The following is a 22,792-nucleotide window of genomic DNA, read 5'->3' on the forward strand; positions in this document are numbered from 1 at the left end:
GAGAAGGCAGAACCTCCCGGCTCACCCGGAGCCTAGAACACCAGGCCCCCCACAGCCGCCAGCAGCAGAAGGACGAAGACAGCCAACCCACGGGCGTCCACCCGCGACTGCTGAAGGGGCTCAACCGACCCCAGGGCGTCGTCCTCCACCAGCTCCTGCCAGTAGCCGCGCAGCACCAGGGCAACCGACCCCGCCGCCGAATTTGGCAGGTCCGAGGTACGCACTGACCGCTCCGCCCCGTAAGTAATCGTGGGTAGACGCTCAAGATCCTGACGATGGGCAGAAAGGGACGCCACCATCCCGCTTGACGGCACACCAAAGGCCTGAAAACGCTTGGTGGGAGTCACCAGGGTCAGATGGTACTTGGTTGAAATATCAATCAGGGCAGCATAGTTGACCCGGTGGGTCACAAAGGGGTTATAGATGGTGATGTCGTCGGCACCAGCAACCAGGCGGGATCGGCCCAGCACATACCAGACCGTATAGGCCATCCACAGCACGCCCCAGCCGCCGGTCAGCAGGGCCGACATGCCACCGCTAACAGCTAAGGCCACCAGCACACTCGCTGCAACCAGCACAGCACACCAGGTGTAAAAAGGGGCGGTCTTCACGCGAAAGGTAACCGGAGGGTTCTGCAAATACTGAGACTTCATAGTCTCTCGATTCTCTCAGATGAGACAGCTCCACCACACCAATCTTCTACAGAAACAACCAAGAGTTGGGAAAACCAGTGAATACACCAACCACTCAGCCAACCGGCGCCCAGCCGGTCCTCGAAGTCCGCGACCTCAGCGTTGACTTCGGCGTCGAACGTACCTGGGTTCCCGCCGCCATGAACCTCAACTACGAGGTGCATGCCGGTGAGGTCCTCGCCATTGTGGGTGAATCCGGCTCAGGTAAGTCCGTTTCGTCCATGGGTATGATCGGGCTACTGCCCAAGAACGCCCGCGTCACCGGCTCCGTCAAACTCAACGGCCGCGAGCTCGTTGGCCTTAGCAACACCGAGCTGCTCAGCGTGCGCGGTGAAGAAGTCGCCGTGATCTTCCAGGAGCCCATGACCGCCATGAACCCGGTCATGACTGTGGGCGACCAGATCGTTGAGACCCTGCGCCTGCACAAGAACGTCTCGCCGGCAGAGGCTAAAGAAGAAGCCATCAAGATGCTTGAGATGGTCGAAATGCCCGACCCCGTCAAGGCCTTCAACTCCTACCCCCACCAGATGTCCGGTGGCCAGCGCCAGCGCGCCATGATCGCCCAGTCGCTCTCCACCAACCCCAAGCTGCTCATTGCAGATGAGCCCACCACGGCACTCGACGTGACCGTGCAGGCAGAAATTCTTGAGCTCATGCGCAACCTGCAGAAGAAGCTCAACTCAGCCATCATCCTGATCACCCACGATATGGGCGTGGTCGCCGACCTGGCCGACCGTGTTGCCGTCATGCGCCGCGGCCAGATCGTTGAGACCGGCGAGATTCACGAGGTCTTCAACAACCCCCAGCACGAGTACACCCAGGCCCTACTCGGTGCCGTGCTCCACCTGGGTGGCGACGAAATCGACGTGAACGCCGCCATCGACGACGCCGCCGAAAACCAGCGTCCGGCCACCGCCCTGCTAGAGCAGGTAGCCCCCCAGCGCACCGGCGACGTCATCCTCTCCCTCAAGGACGTCGCCCTCGAGTACCCCAAGCAGGGGCGGGTTGGCCCCTTCCGCGCCGTCACCGGCGCCAACCTCGAGATCCGTGCCGGTGAGGTTCTGGGGCTGGTCGGTGAATCAGGCTCAGGTAAGTCCACCATCGGTCGCGCCACCGTGGGCTTCCTACAGGTTGCCGAAGGTGAGCTGAACGTCTGCGGCATTGATATGCGCAAGCCCAGCCGCAAGGACCTGGCCGAGGTACGCAAGCACGTAGGTATGGTCTTCCAGGACCCCTCATCCTCCCTCAACCCCCGCCTGCCCATCGGCGAATCCATCGGTGAGCCCATGATGCTTGCCGGCGTCGCCAAGGGAGCCGAGTTGCAGAAGCGTATCGAGGAGCTCCTGGACCGTGTTGAGCTGCCCCGCTCCTACCGCAACCGCTACCCGCACGAGCTCTCCGGCGGCCAGAAGCAGCGCGTCGGCATCGCCCGTGCCCTCTCCCTCAAGCCCAAGCTCCTCATTGCGGACGAGCCCACCTCAGCCCTCGACGTATCGGTCCAGGCCCGTGTGCTCGAGCTCTTCCAGGAACTCCAGGAAGAAATGGGCTTCGCCTGCCTCTTTGTCACCCACGACCTGGCCGTCATCGACGCCCTGGCAGACCGCATCGCGGTGATGCGCCGCGGCGAAATCGTAGAGCAGGGCCCGCGCGAGCAGATCCTGCGCCACCCCCGTGAGGTCTACACCCAGCGCCTGCTGGCCGCTGTTCCGCTGCCCGACCCGGATGCCCAGGCTGAGCGCCGCGAACTGCGCGCCAAGCTGCTGGACGAGACCGGCCACGTCGTCAGCTAAAGGCAACTAAAAGGAGCTCCACCAGATTCTGGTGGAGCTCCTTTGTGTACCTATACGTGTATTTCGGTGGCAGAGAATGCAAAGGACGTGCTAGCGCCAGCTGACCCTCTCGGGCTCGCGCTGGGGCGCTCGCCCGATTCACGCCAGACCCAGCCAGCTGGCTTCTAGCACGTCCTTTGCATTCCCCACGCTCAGCCGGTTCAGGTCAGGGGTGGGGTAGGGCGCTACGTCCGCTGGCTCGGGGCTGGCGTGAATCACGACGAGCCGCCAGGCGAGGAGTGAGAGGGTCTGCGGACGTAGCGCCCTACCCTACCCCTTAACTCCACTCCCCTAGTTCATCTTGTTGCGCCAGTCGGCGTCCTTGCCCGCGCGGGCATCGCGCAGGGCCTGCAGGTTCTGTTTGATGAGGGCTTCGGGCTCGACGGGGCGGCCGCCCGCTGAGTGGGGGGTGATGATGATGTTCTTGGCGTCCCACAGGGGGTCGCTGGCGGGCAGGGGCTCTTCAACTACAACGTCGACGGCGGCGCCGGCGATGCTGCCTGAGTTGAGGGCTTCAATCAGGTCTGCCTCGTTGACGGTGGGGCCTCGGCCCACGTTGATGACGTAGGCGCGCTGGGGTAGCTTGGCCAGGCGGGCGGCGTCGAGGGAGTTCTTGGTTTCCTCGGAGTTGGGCAGGATCATGACCAGGATGTCGGTGGTTTCTAGGACCGAGTCGATGTCGTCGGTGGCGACCACGGGGAAGCCCGCGCGCTCACCGGCGGAGCGAGCGATGCCGGTGACGTCGGCGCCGAAAGCGTCGAAGAGGCGGGCGGTTGCCTGGCCGATGGAGCCGAAGCCCCAGATGGTGACCTTGGCGCCGAGCAGGGTGGTGACCTGGTCGGCCGGGTGCAGCTCCTGGGGGCCGCCCAGCTCGGTGGCCCAGTTCTTCTGTGCCTGGTGCTCGGCCAGGGTGGGCAGGAAGCGTACAAAGTTCAGGGCCAGGGCCAGGGTGTGTTCGGCAACGGTCTTTGAGTGCAGGCCGCTGCCGGAGGCGATGACAGCCTCGGGGCGGAAGCCCGCGGCGCGTGCCTGGTCGGGACCTGCCAGCAGGGCCTGGACCAGCTCTACCTGCTGAAGGTGGGCGGCGGCGTCCTTAAGCTGGTCGTTGGTGTTGCCCCATGCCACCAGCACATCGGCGTCGTGGTGTTCGGGGGCGATGTTGACGGTGGGGTCGTAGCTGACCAGCTCGTCGCCGGCTTCAGCGCCTAGGGCGCTCTGGTCAAGGGTGATTGATGTGGGCAGAAGAATCTTCATGGTGTACTCCTTTGTTCCAAGTTTTAGGCGCGGGGGCACCCACTAGCCACTTTACCCCCGCAGGGCACTGCTGTTTCTACCCGTGACGCAGCATGACGGACGGGCCGCGGCTAGTCCTCGCGCAGCAGGTGGCGGAAGGTCTGCACGGCCTCGCGGATTATCTCATCACGTTCAGTGCTCTCGGGCACACCGCGAGTGTAGTCCATATAGCGGAGCAGGGCCGAAGTGATACAAAGGGCTGCACGCAGGCGGGGTTCTGAGGCCCCTTCTCCGGCTTCACTTTCAGGCAGGTAGGGCCAGGGGCCGCGGCGTCCGCTCGCGCTGAACTCCACCCAGTTGACGGTGCGCAGCAGGTCAGCCAGGGTCTTTTCACACTCGATATGGTGGGTTTTCAGGCGGTAGCGCAGCTCCGGGTATTCCTGCACCAGGGGGCGCACCTGCGGGTAGGTGGGGCTGTCGACCGATGCGACTATGATGTCGAGCATCAGGTGGGCGACGCGCTCGAAGATATAGAGGTCCTGGCGGGCAGCATCGCGCTGCAGGATGTCATCGGTGATGACGGGGGCGCGCAGGCCGAGCACGGCGTCCTCTTTACTGGCGAAGTAGTTGAAGAGGGTGCGGGGGCTGACCCCGGCAGCTTCAGCGATTTCGTCGGTAGTGGTGGCTTTGAGGCCCTTCTCAAGCACAAGCTTGAGCGCGGCCTCGTGAATCGCGGTGTGGGTTCGCTCCCGGCGCTGCTGGCGCACGGACTTCTCGGGTTTCTTCACACCACCAGTCTATTGCAGAGGTGCAGAGAACCTAAGCTAGGTGAGATATTACGGGCAGGGTACGAGCATCGCGCGTAGAGAGCTTTCTGACTATGTGGACAAGCCCCACCCCGCACTCGGACCCCGGGTAGACTTAGAAAGGTGAACTTCAGCCTACCTTTTCTCGATATCACGAACCTGCCGGATTGGCTCTCGATAACCCTGGTCGTTATCGATATCCTCATCCGCATCACCGTTATTTTCTGGTTGCCCTACAACCGTAAACCGGTGGTCGCGCTCGGCTGGCTGATGGCGATTTTCTTTATTCCCTTCGTGGGCCTGTTTGCTTTCTTGATTTTTGGTTCCAACCTGGTGCCCCGGCACCGCCGCAGCCGCCAGCGCAGCATGAACCAGATTATTAAAGACTCCATCGAGGGGGATGACGCCGTGCTGGGCGACCCGGAGCTCTCTGAGCCTGCACGGGTGGCAGCTAACCTCAACTACAAGCTCGGTGCCCTGCCCCTGATTGGCGGTAATGATTTCGAGCTGCGCCACGACAACAACGCGGCCCTGCAGGAAATCGCCAAAAAGATCGACCAGGCTAAGAAGTACGTTCACTTCGAGTTCTACATCACCGCCCTCGATAGCACCACCGAGCCCCTCTGGGACGCCCTGGTGCGCGCCCACCAGCGCGGTGTAGCGGTCCATGTACTCATCGACCATATCGGCTCCCGCAAGTACCCCCGCTGGAAGGAACTCCAGCGCAAGCTCAACGATGCAGGGGTGCCCTGGCGGCTCATGCTACCCCTCAAACCCTGGAAGGGCCAGTGGCAGCGGCCCGACCTGCGCAACCACCGCAAGATTGTGGTCATCGATGGCGAGTTGGCTTTCTCCGGCTCCCAGAATGCTATCGATAGAACCTACAATCTCAAGGGCAACATCAAAAAGGGCCTAGAGTGGAAGGACCTCTCCTTCTTCTGCACCGGCCCCGTGGTGCACGAGCTCAACGCGGTTTTTGTCTCCGACTGGTACGCCGAAACCAAGGAACTCCTGCTCGATGAAATCGACGCCGACATCGAAGCCAACGAAGAGGCAGGGCAGGAAGGCCAGCGTCCGCTCGCCCAAATCGTGCCTTCTGGCCCCGGTTTCGAAACCGAAAACAACCTGCGCCTGATCAACCACCTGATTTACAACGCAGAAGAACGCATCATCATCTGCTCCCCCTACTTCGTGCCCGAAGAAACCCTGCTGCAGGCTCTGACCAACATGGCACTCTCGGGTATCGACGTGACCCTGATTGTCTGCGAGAAGGGTGACCAGTTCCTGCCGATTATGGGGCAGCGCTCCTACTACGAGCAGCTGCTCCGCTCGGGTGTGAACATTCAGCAGTACCCCGGCCCCACCGTGCTGCACTCCAAGTTCATGATTGTGGACGACGAAATCACCTTCATCGGCTCATCCAACATGGACCCCCGCTCCTTTGCCCTCAACTTTGAGGTCTCCACTTTTATCGTGGGCAAGGCTATGGTGCAGGAACTCGAAGGCGTAGCCCGGGACTACATCTCCCGCTGCAAGCGCCTGCGCTACGACGAGTGGGTCAACCGCCCCAACCACCAGAAGGTTGCCGAAAACCTCTGTCGCCTGTGGAGCGCCCTGCTCTAACCGTCGGCACGGCATAAAGAAGATAAGGACGTCGCCCCGCACTCCCCTGCCCGTTGGCAGGAAGGTGCGGGGCGGCGTCCTTATCTCAGAAGAACTAGTGGCCTGCGGCCTCTGCCTTCTCCGCGTTCTCAATCGCTAGCTTGAGGAAGTCACGAGCCGGGGTGTCAGCAGCAGAGGGCTTGCCCGCGTAGGCGCCGCGGTACTTGGCAGCCGGGTGGCGCTCGTCCACATACTTGTTGCCCTCACCGAAGAGGCTCTCACGCAGGGTGGAACCCTCATAGGCGGTGCGGTAGCGGCCGCGCTTCTGCAGCTCGGGGACGACGAACTCAACGAAGTCCTCAAAGGAGCCGGGGGAAACATGGTAGGCCAGGTTGATGCCATCCAGGCCGCCCTCGTCAATCCACTTCTCCAGCTCATCGGCAACGGTCTGGGGGGAGCCCACCAGAACCGCACCCATACCGCCGGTAGCGCAGTGCTCGGCGATGTCCTTGCGGGTCCACTCCTTCTCCTTATCCTGCAGGGTGAAGGGGGTCAGGAAGGACTGGATAGACTCGGTCTCAACGTACTTGAGGGCCTCATCCTCATCGAACTGATCCAGGTCCAGGCCGCTCCAGCCGCCAATAATGCCCTGGGAAGCCTCAACATTCTGGTACTTGAGGTACTCGGCGTACTTGGCCTGGGCCTTCTCGTCAGTCTCGTCCACAACAACGGAGAGCATAGCCAGGATCTTGACGTCATCGCGCTTGCGGCCGGCCTTTTCAGCCTCAGAACGGATACGCTCGGTCAGAACCTTGGTCAGGTGGGGACGCAGGGCGGTGATAAAGATAGCCTCGGCGTGCTGGCCCGAGAAAGCCTGGCCGCGAGACGAAGCACCGGCCTGGAAAATCACGGGGGTGCGCTGGGGGGAAGGTTCACTCAGGGCGATGCCGGGAACCTGGAAGTACTTGCCCTTGTGCAGGATGGGGTGCACCTTCGAGGGGTCAGCGAAGATACCGTTTTCGCGGTCGCGGGGTACCGAGCCGTCCTCCCAGGAGCCCTCCCAGAGCTTGTAACAGACATCGAGGAACTCTTCGGCAATCTCGTAGCGCTCATCGTGCTCAATCTGCCCGGGCAGACCCTGGTTCTCAGCAGCAGACTGCAGGTAAGAGGTCACCACGTTGAAGCCCACACGGCCGCCGGTCAGGTGATCCAGGGTGGAGTAGGAACGGGCCAGAGTGTAGGGCTGGTTGTAGGTCACAGCGGCGGTCACGCCAAAGCCCAGGTGCTCGGTGACAGCGGCCATAGCAGAAATCTGCAGGAAGGGGTCACCCACAGGAACCTGGGCGCCGTCCTTCAGCACGGGAGCTACTGAATCCTTGTAGACATCGTAGACACCCACCACGTCAGCGATAAAGACAGCGTCGAACAGACCCTTCTCGCAGACCTTAGCCAGGTCGGTCCAGTACTTGATGGTGTTGTACTCATCCGCACGGTTGCGGGGGTGACGCCACAGGCCAAAGCTCTGGTGGCTAGTGGTGGTCATATCGAAGGCGTTGACGACGATGCGCTTCTTCTCGGTCATGAACCGGGCCCTTTCACAGGTGGTGCTTGGCCCCTCGCGCCCGTGCTGCCACCGGCGTCCTTACCCAAAAGTAAAAGGCGCCGAGCCTTCGCGAAGGTGGCGCCTGGTTGCGCCGTACTTGCATTACTGCCTGATCCTCATCTGGGGCACCCCGCTACGGGAGAGGGTTGCCGCCCAACTAGCCAGAGCTTCGCGTTGGGACTCTTGATCTTGAGATTTAGTGTAGCCCTCGCAGCCCGCCAAGAGGCAAGCATCTGAGGCTACGTTTCACATTGTGGCACGTGTTGAGCAGTGTTACGCTCACCTGCGAGTTCCGGTCAGTTTCACCCACTGCGTCACACTCGTAACCAGGCGAAATACCGCGTCATACTCTTGCCCGGCCGCGGCACCGGCCCCTAGCGTTGAGAGCGTCAACCATCCAGAGCGACCGAGAGACTTGGCTCAACGACGTCGCAGCAACCTCCCGCATTACAGGGGTCGGTGCTAACGCCAAGAGACGATGGAGAAAAGCATGAGCGCACCCACGCTAGAACGCACCCCCACCACCCTCACCGCCTGCGACATTGACTTCAAGGCCGTCGGCAAAACCTTCATCGGCGAGCGCGGCGAGACCCGCACCGTCCTGGAAAACGTCTCCTTCACCGCCTACCCCGGTGAGATTATCTCGATTATTGGCTCCTCCGGTTGCGGCAAATCTACCCTCTTACGGGCTGCCGCGGGCCTGGGCGCAGCGACCGCCGGTACCGTCACCATCGATGGCAGCCCGGTACGCGGCCTGGACTCCCGCGTGGCAATTGGCTTCCAGGAACCCCGCCTGCTGCCCTGGCGAACCGTTGAGAAGAATGTTGCCCTGGGGTTGCCCAAGGGAACACCCAAGGACGCCGCCCGCGAGCAGGTTGCCCGGCTTCTAGACCTCGTGGGGCTGGCAGACTATGCCCAGCACCGCCCCCGCGAGATTTCCGGTGGCATGGCCCAGCGCGCTTCCCTGGCCCGGGCGCTGGCGCGGAACCCCGGTGTCCTACTCTTGGATGAGCCCTTTGGCGCTCTGGACGCCCTGACCCGCATCAACATGCAGGACCTCCTGCTCGATATTCACGCCCAGGACCCGGCGACTATTCTGCTGGTCACCCACGATGTAGAAGAAGCCCTCTACCTCTCTGACCGGGTCATCGTGCTGGGCAAGCCCGAGCCGTCCGCACCGGCGACCATCGCCCGTATCGTCGATGTGCCCGACCACCGCCCCCGCGACCGCGGTAACCCGGCGCTTGCCACCCTGCGTAAAGAACTTTTGGCCGAACTCGGCGTCGAAGAACACTAGGAACATACATGTCACTCATTTCTCGTCTCACCACCACTTCTGCCCTGCTCGCAACCGGCACCCTACTACTGACCGGGTGCCTGGCAGGAGAAAACGCTTCTACCGCCGATACTTCTGCAGCAGCGGGCGACGCCACCGTCACCATCGACTACGCCACCTACAACCCGCTCTCCCTGATTATCAAGGAAAAGGGCTGGCTTGAGACCGCCCTACAAGAGCAGGGTAAGGACGTCGAGTGGGTTCAGTCAGCCGGTTCAAACAAGGCCAATGAGGCCCTGCGCTCCGGTGCGATTGACGTGGGTTCCACCGCGGGCTCAGCTGCCCTGCTGGCTCGCTCTAACGGCTCCCCCATTCAGGTGATTGACCTCTACTCCCAGCCCGAGTGGTCAGCTCTGGTGACCCGCACCGATACCGGTATCTCATCGGTGAAAGACCTGGCCGGTAAAAAGGTAGCCGTCACCAAGGGCACCGACCCCTACTTCTTCCTGCTCCAAGCTCTTGAAGAAGCAGGTGTGTCACCCGATGAGGTCACCATCGAGCAGCTACAGCACGCAGACGGCCGCACCGCCCTCAACCAGGGCACCGTAGACGCCTGGAGCGGCCTTGACCCCATCATGGCCAGCGCCGAAATTGAGGACGGCAACACCCTCTTCTACCGCAACGTCGACTTCAACACCTACGGCTTCCTGAACGCCACCGAGGACTTCATCGAGAGCGACCCCGAAGCCGCCCAGACCATCGTTGACGTCTACGAATACGCCCGCGACTGGGCACTCGCCAACGAAGAAGAGGCCGTGCAGATTCTGGCGGACGGCTCCGGAATTGAGCTTGAAACCGCCCAGGTCGTCTGGGACCGCACCTACCTCGATATCGATAACGTACCCGGCGACAAGCAGCTCGCCGTGCTGGAGAAGGTCGGCCCCTACCTGGTTGAATCCGGCGACGTTGCCTCACAAGACGAAGTAGACACCGCCCTGGGCAGCATCGTCAACGATACCTTTGCCCAGAAGGCCGACCCCGCCCGCATTTCAACCCTGGTGGCTGAGTAATCATGTCAGTTACCTCTGATCTCACCACCCAACCGGCAACCCGCCGCCGTCTGGCGCGCACCGAAACACCGGCGTCCGCGAAGGTACCCCGCCGCCCCCTGCTCACCCGCCGCTGGGCACCCTGGCTCGGCGCCCTGCTTCCCCTGGTTCTGCTGGCGCTCTGGCAGTACCTGAGCACCGCCGGAGTCTTTAGCGCGGTGCAGCTCCCTGCCCCTTCGAAGGTGGTTGCCGCTGCCCTTGATTTGGCAGGACGCGGGCAGCTCGGCCTGCACGTTGCTATCTCAACCCAGCGCGTGGTTCTGGGCTTCAGCATCGGGGCTATCCTCGGGCTGGTGCTCGGAGCCTGGGTAGGGCTCTCCCGCTGGGCCCAGGTGCTCGCCGCCCCAACCATCGGCGCCCTACGCGCTGTACCGTCGCTGGCCTGGGTGCCGCTGCTGCTGCTCTGGATCGGCATCGGCGAGAACTCCAAGGTCACCCTCATCGCTATCGGCGCCTTCTTCCCCGTCTACACCACCGTCTCGGCGGCCCTAGCCCACGTAGACCCCAAGCTGGTTGAAGCGGCCCGCACCTTCGGCGTCCGCGGCATCAACCTCTTTACCACCGTGCAGCTACCTGCCGTTCTGCCCGCTGTGGTCTCGGGTCTGAGGCTGGCCCTGGCGCAGGCATGGCTCTTCCTGGTCGCCGCCGAGCTGCTCGGTGCTTCGATGGGGCTGGGCTTCCTGCTCACCGACTCCCAGAACAACGGCCGCACCGACCGCCTGCTCCTGGCCATCGTGCTACTCGCTATCCTGGGTAAGATCACCGACGCCCTGCTGGGTGTGTTCGAACGGTGGGTCAAGGCCCGGTTCCCCAGCAACTAGAAGACGAGGTGGGCGGACGCGCCGGGTTGAGGGGGCGAGGGCGCGACCATCCGTGAATGTAACCGAAAGCTTCATCTGCATGTTCTTTGAACACGCAGATGAAGCTTTTGGCTACCTACAGCACTGGTGAAGCTCCCCTGTGGAAAACAGCCCTTCAAGCGTCATACAAACGCATAGAGGTATAAACCCACACAAAACACCCCGAGTTATCCACAATTTATATATAACCCCTTGTCATGGACGAAACTATCGGAGACATTCATGGCATGGAACAATTCTTTACCGAAGTAAAAACCTCTGCGGAGCTGCGCCATCTCGGGAAGTCGTCCTCAAGCATCACCAGGGCGTGTCAGGGCGGAACCCTTCGTCGCATCTGCCACGGAGCCTACATCAAGACCTCCACCTGGAACAGCTGGGACGCCCGCGCCCGCTGCATCGCCCAACACGTAGGGTTTCTCAAAACCAGATCAGACTTCGTGCTCAGTCATGTATCTGCAGCACTCTGGTGGGATGCGCCCCTACTGCGGCTCCCCCGCAAAATTTGGGTCAGCCATCCAACGGAGACCGTCCGCTCTACCCCAAAAGTCCATGTCAGCCGTGCCCGAAAGACAGAGTGCTCATCTGCTGTCTTCCATCAAGGAGCTTTTGTCACTCCTCCCCTACAAACAGCAGTCGACTGTGCGCTGACTCTGCCCATACTTGATGCCCTGTGTATCGTGGACTTTTTTCTCAACCAAGGACTCATCGCCGCTTCTGATTTCACCAGTAGCATCACGGGTTTACGTTGCAAAGGGGTCAAAAACGCGCGTGAGGTCAGCCGTCTCATGAGCGAACGCTCAGAATCTCCTGCGGAAACGGTGACCCGCTATCGAATTGCGATGTGGGGGCTCACCCCGCCCAAGGAACAGGCAACCATTTGGGTGGGAAGTTCCTACTACCGCCCCGACTTTCTGTGGGAAGAGCTCAAACTCATCTTAGAAGTCGACGGTTACGTCAAATATGATGGCACCTACGGCGACCCTGGGGCAGCTATCCGCGCTGAGAAAAGACGCCACCGTGACCTTGAGAAACTCGGGTACCGGGTCATTAGGGTGCAGTGGGAAGACATCGTGCATCACCCGGAAAATTTACGCATCCTTTTGGTCAATGCCGGGGTGCGGTAACGTGGCGTGTGCTCGGCGAATGTCGTCAAAACCTTCATGTGCATGTTCTTTGAACGCGCAGATGAAGGTTTCGGTTACATTCGGGGGCGGACGCAGGCGGACGGACGCGCGTCACGCGGCGTCATAAACGTTAAGGGGCGTCACGGTTTAGTAGCAGTGGCTCGCAGGTGCTTACCCTGAAAGAGATTTTGTCCATCAAGAGCGATACGAGAGACCTGGCTCTACGACGATCGCAGCAACCACGCCGAACAAGCCGCCCACGGGCGTCCTGCGAGAACCGGCGCCGGTGCTACAGCCAGCTACCGATGGGAGATACCCTTGGGCGCACCTGCCGATTTCGTTTACACCGACCCTTCCACCCCAACTCCCAACCCGGCTCTGATTTCAGATGAGGCCCGCGTGCAGTTCTGGGCAGACCAGGCCAAGTCCCGCCTGACTTGGGGTGAGCTCTTCAATGAGGCCAACCCCCACACTTTCGCCAAGCCCCAGAGCCTGGGCCTCGATGATGAGGGTATCGAGCAGTTCACCGTACCCGAGATTAAGTGGTTCGAGGGCGGCAAGCTCAACGTTGCCTACAACTGCGTAGACCGCCACGTCGAAGCGGGTAAGGGCGATAAGGTGGCCCTCTACTTCGAAGGTGAACCCGGTGACCGCGAGGCCATTACCTATGCCGAGCTGCAGCGCCGTATCGCTAAGGCAGCCCACGGCCTGGAGAAACTCGGCATCGGCAAGGGTGACCGTGTAGTCATTTACCTGCCGGTGATTCCCGAAACCATCATCTTCACGCTTGCCTGCGCCCGCATTGGCGCTATTCACTCCCTGGTCTTCGGCGGTTTCTCGGCTGAGGCCCTGAAGTTCCGCGTGGAAGACACCGGCGCTAAGGTACTCATCACCACCGACGGGCAGAACCGCCGCGGCACCGTGGTTCCGGTCAAGGCCACCGCCGACGAAGCCTGCTCGGGTGAGAACAGTATCGAGCACGTTATTGTGGTTGACCGCACCGCTGGCACCCCCGAAGCCCATGCCGCTGTGCCCTGGACCGAGGGCCGAGACGTCTGGTACCACGACCTGGTCGATAACCTGCCCGACACCCACGATTACCAGCTCTTTGACGCTGAAACCCCGCTCTTTATCATCTACACCTCCGGCACCACCGGTAAGCCCAAGGGCCTGGTGCACACGTCCGCGGGCTACCTGACCCAGGTGGCCTACACCCACGCCCTGCTCTTTGACCTGCTCCCCGAGATTGAGGACGAGAGTGGCCAGCGCCGCGTGGACGAGCTATCAACCGTCAACGACCCCGCCAAGGTCGAGAACACCGTTCACTGGTGCACCGCCGACCTGGCCTGGGTCACCGCCCACACCTACGAAATCTACGGGCCGCTGCTCAACGGCGTTACCGAGGTGATTTATGAAGGCACCCCCAACACCCCCACTTTTGAGCGCCATTTTGAGGTGCTTGAACGCTACGGGGTGACCAACTACTACACCGCTCCCACCCTGATTCGTTCCCTCATGGGTGCCTTCCCCGACGGCCCACCCGCCGACAAGTACGACCTCTCGTCGGTACGTCTGCTGGGGTCGGTGGGCGAGTCCATCAACCCCGAGGCCTGGCGGTGGCTACGGACGCACGTGGGCGGGGGCACCGCGTCCTTCATCGACACCTGGTGGCAGTCCGAGACGGGCTCGACCGTCTGCTCGCCGCGTCCGCACGACCCCCAGTTCGCGCCCGCTGGCACCTTCGCGGACGACGCGCCCCACACCGCGTCCAAGCCCGGCTGTGCGACCCGGGCAGTTCCGGGTATCTCAACCCGCGTGGTCGATGAGCACGGGGTCGACGTGGAGCCCGGCCTGCAGGGCTTCATTGTGGTCGATAAGATTGGCCCGTCCATGGCCCGCACGGTCTGGGGCAACCCCCAGCGCTACCTCGATTCCTACTGGCGCCACTACGGCGAGCGCGGCTGGTTCCTGGCCGGTGACGGCGCCAAGGTCGATGACGAGGGCGATGTCTATATTCTGGGTCGTATCGACGATGTCATTAACATTTCGGGCCACCGCCTGTCGACCATTGAGATTGAGTCTGCCCTGGTCACGCATGAGGCTGTGGTGGAGGCCGGGGTCTGCCCGGTGGAGGACGAGCTGACCGGCCACCAGGCGGTTGCCTATGTGACTCTCTCTGAGGCCGGTCGTGCCTTGAGCGCCGAAGAGTTGAAGGCGGCGCTGACCGAGCACATCCGCCACGAGATTGGGCCGATTGCCAAGCCCAAGGACGTCATCGCGGTAGCTGATATCCCCAAGACCCGGTCGGGCAAGATTACCCGCCGCCTGCTCGGTGAGCTCTACCAGGGCCGGTCACTGGGCGATACCTCCTCCCTGCAGAACGAGGAAGCTCTCGAAGCTATCGCCCAGGTGCTGGCAACCCGCTAGAGGCACCCGAACCGCCCCGCGCGTCCGCGTCCGCCTGCCCACTCTGCGGGCGCCCCTTTGCGCAGGTGAGCGCCTACCCGACCTAAAATAGGGAGGGAACGCACTCACCTACCATCGGGAGATTCCATGCCAAGGTTCTCACGCGCGACCAAGACCGTGCTTGCCCTGCTTGCGGGCGGGGCAGCCATTATCGGTATTGGCGCTACCAACCACGCCGCCCCGACCCGTGTTGCGCCCCTGTTGGGCAGCTCGTCCTCGTCGTCGCAGAAGCAGGGCGGACGCTCCTCCACCAGTTCACAGATCAGCGGCAGCTCCAAGGAGTACGCCGAGATTTGCTACGACCCCGGCACCGGGCAGCGCCTTGAGAACTCCGAGTGCGAGGACGGCAGCAGCTCAGGTTCCAGCGGTGGCGGCACCGGGCGCTCCTACTGGGTGCCCTATTCTTCGTCATCGACCCTACCCAAGGTGGGTGAGAAGGTGGCAGGCGGGTCGGAGAGCCGCCCGTCCGATGGCACGATTTTCCGTAACCTGCCCTCGCAGGGCGGCGGGTTTGCCGAGTCTTTCCGCGAGTCAAAGAGCTCTTATACCGTGGAGAACTCGCAGGTGAAGTCGAGCCAGAGCGGGGACTCCTACGGCGGTTTCAACCAGGATGCCAAGAAAGACACCACCACCAAGAAGAGTCGCGGCGGCTTTGGCGGCGGGTCGAAGACCGGCGGCGGAACCAAGGGAGGCTAAGGCCAATGAGACGACTGTCCTTCCCCCTGGGCCGCCATAACTGGGAGCAGACTATCGCCGCTGAGGGGCTGGTCTATTCGCTCGAAGGCCCCGACGACACCGACCACTACTGGAACGAGTTTGCTGCCTACGAATTCACCGTGGCTGAGGCCCTCTGGCTGCAGGAGCAGGTCGAAGAGGCCCACCGCATGTGCGTTGCTGCCATCGACCACATCATTGCCGGCCCCCTCAAGTACAAGCTTGGGCTGAGCGACGCTGCGCTGAAACTGGCGATTGATTCCTGGCGCTGGCACGAATACGACTTCTACGGCCGCTTTGATTTTGTCTACAACCCCGAGACTCACGCGCTCAAAATTCTGGAATACAACGCCGATACTCCCACCGGCCTGGTGGAGGCGGCGGTCAGCCAGTCCACCTGGTTCAATGACCAGCGCCTGGATTTGCGCGGCTTCAAAGAGTGGAACGACCTGGGTAACGCCTTTGTCGCCCGCTGGGCGCAGATCCGTCAGCGGGTCAAGCACCCGGTTCTGCACCTGGCCTGCGTGAACGAAGACATCGACGAGCTCGGCGAGGACCTTGAAAACCTCAAGGTCGTAGCCCACGCCGCGCACATGGCGGGCTGGGAAACCCACATCATGCGCATCGATGACCTCTACTGGGACGCCGACCGCCGCATCTGGCTTGATCACCACGACCGGCAGGTGCACAACCTCTTCAAGCTCTACCCCTGGGAAGACATGGTTGAGGACGCCTACGGGCAGGTCCTCTTCGACGGCGGCTACGCTGCCATGGAGAACTGGTTTGAACCGGCCTGGAAGATGTTCCTCTCCAACAAGGTGCTGATGGTCGCCCTCTGGGAACTCTACCCGGGGCATCCGCTACTGCTGCCGGCGTCCTTGTCGCCCGGCCACGGCTTCACCAACTGGGTCAAGAAACCCATCTTTGGGCGGGAGGGCGACGGTATCGTGGTGAACGCCCCGACCCACGGGGTGCAGGTTGCCCACACCGACGGCTACATGACCGAAACCGCCGCCGACCACGAGTACATCTACCAGCAGTACGTGCAGCCGCCCAACTTCACCGGGGACGCCGGCGAACCCAACTACCCCATCATCGGGGCCTGGGTGGTGGGCGGACGCTCCGTGGGCTTCGGCGTGCGCGAATCAGACGGGGCAATTACCGACGGCTACTGCCGGTTCGTGCCGACGGTGCTCAAGTAAGCGAGTAGGTGAAGCAGGCTCGCGCTCGCTGCCGACCCTCTCGCTGGTTCGCTGACGCTCACAAGCGATTCACGCCAGCCGCCGAGCCAGCAGCTTCGCTGCGAGCCTGCTTCACCTACGCCTTCAATAAACCCAATGGGTACGATAGAGGCATGACAGCCCACCACCCCGTTTTTGTTTACGGCACCCTACGCCCCGGTATGAGCAATCATCACTGGTTCCGCGGGGCGGATGCCAACAGGGTCGATGCGACCATCACCGGCTACGAGCTGGTCACTAACGGCTCCTACCCTTATCTGCTCCCGGCGTCCGCCCCGGTCAGCACGTCAGCTGGTAGCGGTGATACCGGCGCGGACGCCCCCGCCCCGGTGGTGCGCGGCACCCTGGTTTTCGTAGACCCCGCCGACTGGGAAGCTGTTGCCGCCTCGCTCGACCAGTTGGAAGGAACTGACTCGGAGCGTCCTGTGCACGACGATAACCTCTACAACCGGGTGCTGGCCGAGGTGGTCACAGTTACCGGTGAGCAAGTCACCGCCTGGGTCTATATTCCGCCGGTGAGCAAGCAGGCGCAGCTGCGCGAGCGCTACCCCCTGGTGCCGGGCGGCGAGTGGACCGAGTAAATGCCCCCTTTTGATTTTGAGCCAGAGACCTGGTTCCGTGTGATTGATGTTGCCGCTATTGTCACCAACGGTCTGTTGGGTGGGGCGGTTGCTCGCGCCCACCGTTTTGATATTGTGGGGTTCATTATTTTCTCGGTCATTACGGCGATGGGCGGGGGCATTATTCGCGATGTTTTGCTCGATACCGGTTTTCCCGTTGCTCTGACCGATAGCTACTATTGGGTGGCTGCGCTGGGGTCTGCGGCCCTGGCCTATCTGATGGATTTTGGGTCCCATTGGGCTGACCGCACCCTGCTCGTGGCGGATTTTCTGGGCATGGGCTGTTGGACCGCCACCGGAACCATCAAGGCCCTCGCCCTGGGTCTGCACTGGCTGCCGGCGATTGCCCTGGGTGTGGTGACAGCTGTGGGCGGTGGGGCTCTGCGCGATATTATGGTCAACCGTATTCCGGCGATTCTGGGTGGGAGCCCGCTCTATGCCACGGTGGCTTTTGTGGGGGCTTCTGAGGTTGCCCTGTGCGTGGTTGTATGGGATCAGCAGGTGCTGGGCATGGCTCTTTCTATTGTGACCTGCCTGGTCATGGGTATTTTGGCGCGGTGGCGCCGCTGGCAGCTGCCGGAGCCGGTTCAGTTCAAGGTTCCCCGCCCCCGCTTGCGGTTAGGACGCCGCCGCTCAGGTTCACGCGACCGGTGGGTGCCCGGTGCCCCGCTGACCCAGGAAATGCGCATTATTGACGAAGAAACAGCCCGAGCCCACCGCGAGGGGCGGCTGTAAGGGATAGTTTTACGGTTTCCACAGTATAAAATGATGGGCCTAAGAAAGACCCCTTTGACCTAGTCAAAGGTAAATTGTGCCAGGGTCACGCAGCCGTAGCCCTCGACGGGATTGAAGCCCCTACCCCGGTAAAGGTCAATCACGTGCTGGTTGCTAGGGTGGGTGTCTGTGGTGATGTAGACCTGGCGGACGCCGCCGACGGCAGCCAGCGCCATGTCGAGCAGGCGGGAACCAAGGCCGGACTTCTGAAAGTCCGGGTTAATGAGTAAATCTTGAATATAGCTAATGCTGACCCCATCGCCGACGACCCGCACCAGCCCGGCGAGTCGGCCGGTAGTCTCCTCGCGGGCTACCGCCAGGTAAAGGCTACCGGTGCACATGGGCACCAGGTCTTCAGGGTGGTCGGTGTAAGCACTCCACCCAACAGAGGTATAGAGATCTACCAGTTCCTGCTGGCTAGGTACCAGACCTACTGAAAAAGTAAAAGCGGTGGTCATGGGCAAAACTTTACCGTGCGCTTATCCCTGAAAATACTGCCAGCTTTTTCATTACAGAAAGCAAGCCCAGAACAATATCCTATTGTTGAAAGTACAGCCGTTTGCCATACTGGAAAGCACAGTAAGGAGAGAACCTATGACCGTGCATGTTGAGTTTACAGCTACTGAAGAGGCACAGCTACAGAGTCTTTCTTCCGCTCTTGGTACGAGCACCGAAGAGCTAGTGCGTTCTGCTGTACTTGATTATCTTGAGCAGCAGGAAGAACAGGTATGGGCGCAGCAGGCGTTGGCGCGCTTCGAGGCAGACGGTCGTGAGACCCGCCCCGCCCAGGAATTGTGGGATGAGCTCGGGGTCTGAATGTGGCCTGGCAATTAGTGCTGGCAAAAGAGTTTGAACGATCGATTAGAAAGCTCGATAAGCCGGATATTCGTAGAATTAAGACTTACCTTGACCAGGTAGTTCAGTTAGATAATCCGAGGGATCGGGGAAAAGCGCTGACAGCTGACAAGATTGGCCTGTGGCGTTATCGTGTAGGAAATTTTCGAGTACTCGTAAAATTTGAAGATCAGCAGATGCAGATTATCGCTCTCGACGTTGGTCACCGCTCAGCAATTTACCGGTAGCCCTCTGAGATCCTCTGGTGTTAACACATCACCCCGTCCTTTCTCTCTTCGCCCTAGTGATTATCTCGGGGTGAAGAGAGAAAGGACGGGGTGAAGTCGGCTCTGCGAAGCTCAGGCAGGCATCGCTACGTCCAGGCCGTCTCTAGCGTCCCAGCGCCTTAGATCCGGTAGTCCGTCATCTCGAAGATCTGCAGGAAGCGCTGGATGCGGTCGTTGTCGGAGGCGAAGAAGGCTTCGGGGGCGCCGTTATAAAGCACATTGCCGCCGTCGAGGAAGACGATGCGGTCGGCGACCCGGCGGGCGAAGGCCATATTGTGGGTAACAACCACCAGGGAACGCTTTTCGCGGGCCAGGTCGATGAGCACGCGAATAACCTCGGCTTCAAGCTCGGGGTCAAGGGCGGAGGTGGGCTCGTCAAAGAGCAGGTAGTCGGGGGCAACAGCCAGGGCGCGGGCGATGGCGACGCGCTGCTGCTGGCCGCCCGAAAGGTTATCGGGGTAGGAGTCTGCCTTATGCCCCAGCCCCACCTTTTCCAGCAGGTCGCGCGCGAGCCGAGCTGCGGCGTCCTTACCCATCTTGCCGTTGAGCACCGGGGCCAGGGCCACGTTCTGCTCGGCGGTGTAGTGGGGGAAGAGGTTGAAGTTCTGGAAGACCATGGCCGAGTGCTTGCGGATGGTTCGTACCTGCTCGTCGCTCAGGCCGGCGGCGAAGTCCACCGAGTCGCCCTCGATGGTCAGGACGCCGGACTCGGGGGTTTCGAGCAGGTTCAGGCAGCGCAGCAGGGTGGACTTGCCCGAGCCGGAGGGCCCGAGAATAACCGTGGTTTCGCCGTTTTCGAGGTCGAGGGAGATGTCGCGCAGAATGGTGCTCTCGCCGAAGCTTTTGGTGAGGTTCTTCAGGCTAAGCATTGACTGTCCTTATGTAACGGCTGGTGCGCTTCTCTAGGGCGCGCTGGGCGATGGAGAGAAGGGTGAAGATGACCAGGTAGATGGCGGCTACTTCAAGGTACATGGCCAGCGGTTCGAAGGTGCGGGCGGCGACCTGCTTGCCGGACTGGAAGAGGTCGACCATAGAGATGACCGATACCAGGGAGGTGCCCTTGACCAGGTCGATTAGGTCGTTACCCAGCGGGGGTAGGGCGATGCGGGTGGCCTGCGGGATGACGACGTGGCGCAGGGTCTGCATCTTGGTGAAGTTGAGGGTGCGGGCAGCTTCAAACTGGCCGCGCGGAATCGAGGCGTAGGCTGAGCGGAAGGTCTCTGCCACGTAGGCTCCGGTGTTGAGGCTGAGCGCGATGATGGCGGCGGGCCAGGTGTCGAGGGTGATGCCGACGCGGGGTAGCCCGTAGAACACCAGGAAGAGCTGCACTAGAAGCGGGGTGCCGCGGAAGAACCACACGAAGGCTGTGGCTAGCCAGTTGAGCGGGTTGTAGCGGCTGAGGTTGCGGGCGGCGGTGGCCAGCAGACCCAGTACCAGCGCGAGGACGAAGGAGATGAGGGTCAGCGGGATGGTCACCTGCACGGTGGCCAGCAGCAGGGAGGGCAGGGATTGTGCCCAGAGTTCTAGGTAGCGGTCCATAGTGTTCTACGGGTTACTTTCGGTTCGGACGCCGGGGTTCGGCTTGCCGGGGCCGGGTTAGGCCTTGGGGCTGAGGTCGATGCCAACGTACTTTTCGTAGATGGCCTTGAAGTCGCCGTTCTCCAGGTGCTTGGCGATGGAGTCGTTGATGGCGGTCTGCAGGGTGGTGGCGCCCTTGGGCATCAGGATTGCGGACTGGGAGGCGTCGCCGAGCACACCGTCGAGCAGGCGAATGGGGGCGTCGGGGTGCTGTTCCTGATAGTAGGCGAAGGTGACGGCGTCGTTACCGCAGGCGTCTACACGGCCGGTGAGGACCTGCTCAATGGCTTCGTCGAAACCGGTGACGATGGTCATCTGGGCGCCTGCTTCTTCCAGCAGGGTGCGGAAGTTGGAGGTCTCTGATGAGGCTGCGGTGGCGCCGTTGAGGTCGGCGATGGTCTGCAGGCTGGAGTCCTGCAGGACGGCTACCTTGCCTTCTGAGGCGACGTAGGGGTTGGAGAAGTCGTACTTCTGCTTGCGCTCTTCGGTGGGTGAGACGTTGTTGATGACGATGTCGTAGCGGTCCGCGTCGACACCGGCGATCAGGGAGTCCCAGGGGGTCTCGGTGTATTCGGCGGTGACGCCCAGGTCTGCGGCGATCAGGTCGCCGATTTCCTTTTCCATGCCAACGAGTTCGCCGGCTTCGTTGTGGTAGTTCCAGGGGGCGAAGGTGCCTTCGAAGCCGATGCGGATCTTACCGGCGTCCTTGATGGCCTGCAGCTTGTCGGCTGCGGCAGAGGAGTCAGAGGTGGTAGATGAGGAGGAGCCGCAGGCAGCCAGGGCCAGGGCGAGGGCGGACGCGCCAGCGGCGGAGAGCGCGGTACGGCGGGTGATGTTCTGCATGGGTTTACCTTTCGGTGATTGTGTTTGTTGTGGGGAAGGCTTAGGCGGCGTCGAGGGCGCCGATGATGTCTGCGCGCAGGTCGTCGACGTCCTCGATGCCGACGGCTACGCGCACCAGGCGGGTAGTGAGGCCGGCGTCATCGCGGTCTTCTTGGGAGTAGGCGCCCTGGGTCATGGTGGTGGGTAGGCATACCAGGGACTCAATGCCGCCGAGGGAGACGGCGAAGGTGAAGACTTTGAGGGAGTCGAGGAAGGCCTTGATGTCGTGACCTTCCTTGACGGTGAAGGAGAAGAGGGCGCCCTTGCCGGTGGCCTGTTCAGCCTGGATCTGAGCTTCTTCGGCGCTGTAGGAGCCGGGGAAGTAGACGGTCTCTACGGCGGGGTGGGCGGCGACAGCCTCGATGATGGCTTCAGCGTTGGCCTGCTGGCGTTCCATGCGCAGGGCCAGGGTCTTGACGTTCTGCAGCAGGCGGTAGGAGTCGATGGGTGAGAGCACACCGCCGGAAATCAGCTGGGCCTTGAAGAGCTTGTCGGCCAGGTCGGCATCGTTGGTGGTGGCGACGCCAGCGAGCAGGTCGCCGTGACCGGCCAGGTACTTGGTGGCTGACTGCACGACGATGTCGGCACCCAGTTCCAGGGGCTTTTGCAGGTAGGGGGTCATGACGGTGTTATCGACGACCAGTAGGGCCCCGTGGCGGTGGGCCAGCTCGGCGACCTTCTTGATGTCGGTGACGCGCAGGGTGGGGTTGGAGGGGGTCTCAATAAAGACCATGCCCACGTTCTTGCCCTCAAAGTGGGCGTCGGAGAGGGTGGAGAGGTCGTAGACCAGTTCGTTGGTGACGCCGCGCTTGGGGAGTTCGATGGTGGCGAAGCGGTAGTTGCCACCGTAGACGGGCATGCCCATGATGAGGGTCTGGCCGTGTTCAAGGATTCCCATGGCTGCGGCGGTAGCGCTCATGCCGGAGGCGTAGAGGAAGGCATGCTCAGCACCCTCAAGAGCGGCGAGGGTGGTTTCCGCCTTGGAGCGGGTGGGGTTGCCGCCGCGCTGGTATTCGAAGGGGCCTTCGGTGCCGTCGGTAGGCTGGCCGAAGGTGGAGGCGGTGTAAATCGGGGGTACAACGGCCTGTTCTTCGTTAGAGTGCACGGCGTGGATTGCGCGGGTGGTAAAGCCTGCCACAGTAATTCCTTTCGGCGTCAAGAAAAAAGCGTATTTATAGAGCCTATACCTGCTATCTGCAAGGCAGAGAATTAATGTTACGCATTTATGACGTTACTCTTGGGCAAACACAAGAGATATAGCC

22 protein-coding genes and 2 riboswitches are annotated in these 22,792 nt (G+C 61.8%); of the genes, 13 read left to right on the forward strand and 9 right to left on the reverse strand.

Annotated features, from left to right (window positions below):
• Positions 1 to 32 precede the first annotated feature (32 nt).
• Positions 33 to 611, reverse strand: coding sequence for a hypothetical protein (locus tag ACEE43_RS07220; RefSeq protein ID WP_449122307.1), 579 nt, complete (start codon positions 609 to 611; stop codon positions 33 to 35).
• A gap of 119 nt (positions 612 to 730) precedes the next feature.
• On the opposite strand from ACEE43_RS07220, the gene ACEE43_RS07225 reads away from it, so the two are divergent.
• A complete protein-coding gene (locus tag ACEE43_RS07225) occupies positions 731 to 2,482 on the forward strand; it encodes an ABC transporter ATP-binding protein (protein ID WP_449107768.1) in 1,752 nt (583 codons plus the stop codon).
• Positions 2,483 to 2,812: 330 nt separating this feature from the next.
• Here the strand turns inward: ACEE43_RS07225 and ACEE43_RS07230 are convergent, their stop codons facing one another.
• A complete protein-coding gene (locus ACEE43_RS07230; protein WP_449107769.1) occupies positions 2,813 to 3,775 on the reverse strand; it encodes a phosphoglycerate dehydrogenase in 963 nt (320 codons plus the stop codon).
• 110 nt (positions 3,776 to 3,885) lie between these two features.
• Positions 3,886 to 4,542: a TetR/AcrR family transcriptional regulator gene (locus tag ACEE43_RS07235; protein WP_431463611.1), complete on the reverse strand. Its 657-nt coding sequence runs from the start codon at positions 4,540 to 4,542 to the stop codon at positions 3,886 to 3,888.
• A gap of 141 nt (positions 4,543 to 4,683) precedes the next feature.
• Between ACEE43_RS07235 and cls the strand changes: the two genes are divergently transcribed.
• Positions 4,684 to 6,183, forward strand: coding sequence for a cardiolipin synthase (gene cls / locus ACEE43_RS07240; protein WP_449107770.1), 1,500 nt, complete (start codon positions 4,684 to 4,686; stop codon positions 6,181 to 6,183).
• 94 nt (positions 6,184 to 6,277) lie between these two features.
• Here cls and ACEE43_RS07245 read toward each other — a convergent pair whose 3' ends face one another.
• Positions 6,278 to 7,744 carry an LLM class flavin-dependent oxidoreductase gene (locus ACEE43_RS07245; protein WP_449107771.1) on the reverse strand — a complete coding sequence of 489 codons (1,467 nt, stop codon included), beginning with the start codon at positions 7,742 to 7,744 and terminating at the stop codon, positions 6,278 to 6,280.
• A 109-nt stretch (positions 7,745 to 7,853) separates the two neighbouring features.
• Positions 7,854 to 7,954: riboswitch (SAM riboswitch) on the reverse strand.
• A 201-nt stretch (positions 7,955 to 8,155) separates the two neighbouring features.
• Positions 8,156 to 8,250: riboswitch (SAM riboswitch) on the forward strand.
• A gap of 5 nt (positions 8,251 to 8,255) precedes the next feature.
• On the opposite strand from ACEE43_RS07245, the gene ACEE43_RS07250 reads away from it, so the two are divergent.
• The 9 genes from ACEE43_RS07250 (at position 8,256) to ACEE43_RS07290 (ending at position 17,910) form a co-directional block, all read left to right on the forward strand.
• Positions 8,256 to 9,062 (forward strand): ABC transporter ATP-binding protein, encoded by an 807-nt coding sequence (locus ACEE43_RS07250; protein ID WP_449107772.1) that lies wholly within the window; start codon positions 8,256 to 8,258, stop codon positions 9,060 to 9,062.
• A gap of 8 nt (positions 9,063 to 9,070) precedes the next feature.
• Entirely contained in the window at positions 9,071 to 10,111 is a 1,041-nt protein-coding gene (locus ACEE43_RS07255) for an aliphatic sulfonate ABC transporter substrate-binding protein (protein ID WP_449107773.1), read from the forward strand.
• 2 nt (positions 10,112 to 10,113) lie between these two features.
• Positions 10,114 to 10,971: an ABC transporter permease gene (locus ACEE43_RS07260; RefSeq protein WP_237205865.1), complete on the forward strand. Its 858-nt coding sequence runs from the start codon at positions 10,114 to 10,116 to the stop codon at positions 10,969 to 10,971.
• Between the two features lie 236 nt (positions 10,972 to 11,207).
• A complete protein-coding gene (locus ACEE43_RS07265) occupies positions 11,208 to 12,134 on the forward strand; it encodes a DUF559 domain-containing protein (RefSeq protein WP_449107774.1) in 927 nt (308 codons plus the stop codon).
• Between the two features lie 318 nt (positions 12,135 to 12,452).
• Positions 12,453 to 14,561 carry an AMP-binding protein gene (locus ACEE43_RS07270; protein ID WP_449107775.1) on the forward strand — a complete coding sequence of 703 codons (2,109 nt, stop codon included), beginning with the start codon at positions 12,453 to 12,455 and terminating at the stop codon, positions 14,559 to 14,561.
• 126 nt (positions 14,562 to 14,687) lie between these two features.
• Complete coding sequence (locus tag ACEE43_RS07275; RefSeq protein WP_449107776.1) at positions 14,688 to 15,296, forward strand: hypothetical protein; 609 nt, start codon at positions 14,688 to 14,690, stop codon at positions 15,294 to 15,296.
• A 5-nt stretch (positions 15,297 to 15,301) separates the two neighbouring features.
• The gene (locus tag ACEE43_RS07280; protein ID WP_449107777.1) at positions 15,302 to 16,516 is read left to right on the forward strand and encodes a glutathionylspermidine synthase family protein; all 1,215 of its coding nucleotides are present in this window, start codon (positions 15,302 to 15,304) and stop codon (positions 16,514 to 16,516) included.
• Positions 16,517 to 16,668: 152 nt separating this feature from the next.
• Positions 16,669 to 17,136: a gamma-glutamylcyclotransferase family protein gene (locus ACEE43_RS07285; protein ID WP_449107778.1), complete on the forward strand. Its 468-nt coding sequence runs from the start codon at positions 16,669 to 16,671 to the stop codon at positions 17,134 to 17,136.
• Positions 17,137 to 17,910, forward strand: coding sequence for a trimeric intracellular cation channel family protein (locus tag ACEE43_RS07290; protein WP_449107779.1), 774 nt, complete (start codon positions 17,137 to 17,139; stop codon positions 17,908 to 17,910).
• A gap of 59 nt (positions 17,911 to 17,969) precedes the next feature.
• Here the strand turns inward: ACEE43_RS07290 and ACEE43_RS07295 are convergent, their stop codons facing one another.
• Positions 17,970 to 18,407 (reverse strand): GNAT family N-acetyltransferase, encoded by a 438-nt coding sequence (locus ACEE43_RS07295; protein WP_449107780.1) that lies wholly within the window; start codon positions 18,405 to 18,407, stop codon positions 17,970 to 17,972.
• 136 nt (positions 18,408 to 18,543) lie between these two features.
• Here ACEE43_RS07295 and ACEE43_RS07300 point away from each other — a divergent pair, with 136 nt between their 5' ends.
• Complete coding sequence (locus ACEE43_RS07300) at positions 18,544 to 18,765, forward strand: DUF6290 family protein (protein ID WP_237186906.1); 222 nt, start codon at positions 18,544 to 18,546, stop codon at positions 18,763 to 18,765.
• 2 nt (positions 18,766 to 18,767) lie between these two features.
• Positions 18,768 to 19,031, forward strand: a complete 264-nt coding sequence (locus ACEE43_RS07305; RefSeq protein WP_449107781.1) for a type II toxin-antitoxin system RelE family toxin — start codon at positions 18,768 to 18,770, stop codon at positions 19,029 to 19,031.
• A 158-nt stretch (positions 19,032 to 19,189) separates the two neighbouring features.
• Here ACEE43_RS07305 and ACEE43_RS07310 read toward each other — a convergent pair whose 3' ends face one another.
• From ACEE43_RS07310 to ACEE43_RS07325, 4 genes are read right to left on the reverse strand one after another with little or no spacing between them, the layout of a single operon-like run.
• Positions 19,190 to 19,939: an amino acid ABC transporter ATP-binding protein gene (locus tag ACEE43_RS07310; RefSeq protein WP_449107782.1), complete on the reverse strand. Its 750-nt coding sequence runs from the start codon at positions 19,937 to 19,939 to the stop codon at positions 19,190 to 19,192.
• Positions 19,932 to 20,609: an amino acid ABC transporter permease gene (locus tag ACEE43_RS07315; protein WP_185173617.1), complete on the reverse strand. Its 678-nt coding sequence runs from the start codon at positions 20,607 to 20,609 to the stop codon at positions 19,932 to 19,934. Before ACEE43_RS07315 ends, ACEE43_RS07310 begins: the two co-directional genes overlap by 8 nt.
• Positions 20,610 to 20,666: 57 nt before the next feature.
• Complete coding sequence (locus ACEE43_RS07320; protein ID WP_449107783.1) at positions 20,667 to 21,491, reverse strand: transporter substrate-binding domain-containing protein; 825 nt, start codon at positions 21,489 to 21,491, stop codon at positions 20,667 to 20,669.
• A 40-nt stretch (positions 21,492 to 21,531) separates the two neighbouring features.
• The gene (locus ACEE43_RS07325) at positions 21,532 to 22,668 is read right to left on the reverse strand and encodes a trans-sulfuration enzyme family protein (RefSeq protein ID WP_449107784.1); all 1,137 of its coding nucleotides are present in this window, start codon (positions 22,666 to 22,668) and stop codon (positions 21,532 to 21,534) included.
• Between the last annotated feature and the right edge of the window lie 124 nt (positions 22,669 to 22,792).

The organism is Rothia sp. 11254D007BW (assembly GCF_053548195.1).

Bases quoted from the DNA above. Each gene is read 5' to 3' on its own strand.
- ACEE43_RS07230 (WP_449107769.1), bottom strand. From the start codon at position 3,775: ATGAAGATTCTTCTGCCCACATCAATCACCCTTGACCAGAGCGCCCTA.
- ACEE43_RS07245 (WP_449107771.1), bottom strand. From the start codon at position 7,744: ATGACCGAGAAGAAGCGCATCGTCGTCAACGCCTTCGATATGACCACC.
- ACEE43_RS07250 (WP_449107772.1), top strand. From the start codon at position 8,256: ATGAGCGCACCCACGCTAGAACGCACCCCCACCACCCTCACCGCCTGC.
- ACEE43_RS07255 (WP_449107773.1), top strand. From the start codon at position 9,071: ATGTCACTCATTTCTCGTCTCACCACCACTTCTGCCCTGCTCGCAACC.
- ACEE43_RS07260 (WP_237205865.1), top strand. From the start codon at position 10,114: ATGTCAGTTACCTCTGATCTCACCACCCAACCGGCAACCCGCCGCCGT.
- ACEE43_RS07265 (WP_449107774.1), top strand. From the start codon at position 11,208: ATGGACGAAACTATCGGAGACATTCATGGCATGGAACAATTCTTTACC.
- ACEE43_RS07275 (WP_449107776.1), top strand. From the start codon at position 14,688: ATGCCAAGGTTCTCACGCGCGACCAAGACCGTGCTTGCCCTGCTTGCG.
- ACEE43_RS07280 (WP_449107777.1), top strand. From the start codon at position 15,302: ATGAGACGACTGTCCTTCCCCCTGGGCCGCCATAACTGGGAGCAGACT.
- ACEE43_RS07285 (WP_449107778.1), top strand. From the start codon at position 16,669: ATGACAGCCCACCACCCCGTTTTTGTTTACGGCACCCTACGCCCCGGT.
- ACEE43_RS07290 (WP_449107779.1), top strand. From the start codon at position 17,137: ATGCCCCCTTTTGATTTTGAGCCAGAGACCTGGTTCCGTGTGATTGAT.
- ACEE43_RS07295 (WP_449107780.1), bottom strand. From the start codon at position 18,407: ATGACCACCGCTTTTACTTTTTCAGTAGGTCTGGTACCTAGCCAGCAG.
- ACEE43_RS07300 (WP_237186906.1), top strand. From the start codon at position 18,544: ATGACCGTGCATGTTGAGTTTACAGCTACTGAAGAGGCACAGCTACAG.
- ACEE43_RS07310 (WP_449107782.1), bottom strand. From the start codon at position 19,939: ATGCTTAGCCTGAAGAACCTCACCAAAAGCTTCGGCGAGAGCACCATT.
- ACEE43_RS07315 (WP_185173617.1), bottom strand. From the start codon at position 20,609: ATGGACCGCTACCTAGAACTCTGGGCACAATCCCTGCCCTCCCTGCTG.
- ACEE43_RS07320 (WP_449107783.1), bottom strand. From the start codon at position 21,491: ATGCAGAACATCACCCGCCGTACCGCGCTCTCCGCCGCTGGCGCGTCC.